General features: G+C 49.5%; 2 tRNA genes and 1 rRNA gene. All 3 read right to left on the bottom strand.

Annotated elements, in window-relative coordinates:
* Window positions 1-15: 15 nt before the first annotated feature.
* Window positions 16-91 (bottom strand) — tRNA-Thr (locus tag LQ673_RS14740).
* 6 nt (window positions 92-97) lie between these two features.
* Window positions 98-173 (bottom strand) — tRNA-Val (locus LQ673_RS14745).
* Window positions 174-200: 27 nt separating this feature from the next.
* A 5S ribosomal RNA gene (gene rrf / locus LQ673_RS14750) occupies window positions 201-289 on the bottom strand; the annotation flags it as partial.

Here is a 289-nt window from a genome sequence, read left to right on the forward strand (position 1 = left end):
AATGGCTCTAAAACATGGTGCCGGCCAGAGGACTTGAACCCCCAACCTACTGATTACAAGTCAGTTGCTCTACCAGTTGAGCTAGGCCGGCTTTAAATGGTGGAGAATGACGGGTTCGAACCGCCGACCCTCTGCTTGTAAGGCAGATGCTCTCCCAGCTGAGCTAATTCTCCATTTAAAATTATGTAATATTATTACTTGCCCGGCAACGTCCTACTCTCGCGGAACGTAAGCCCAACTACCATCGGCGCTAAAGAGCTTAACTTCTGTGTTCGGCATGGGAACAGGT

Origin of the sequence: Mammaliicoccus sp. O-M54, from assembly GCF_022386035.1 — a bacterium.
GTDB classification, from domain to species: domain Bacteria; phylum Bacillota; class Bacilli; order Staphylococcales; family Staphylococcaceae; genus Mammaliicoccus; species Mammaliicoccus sciuri_A.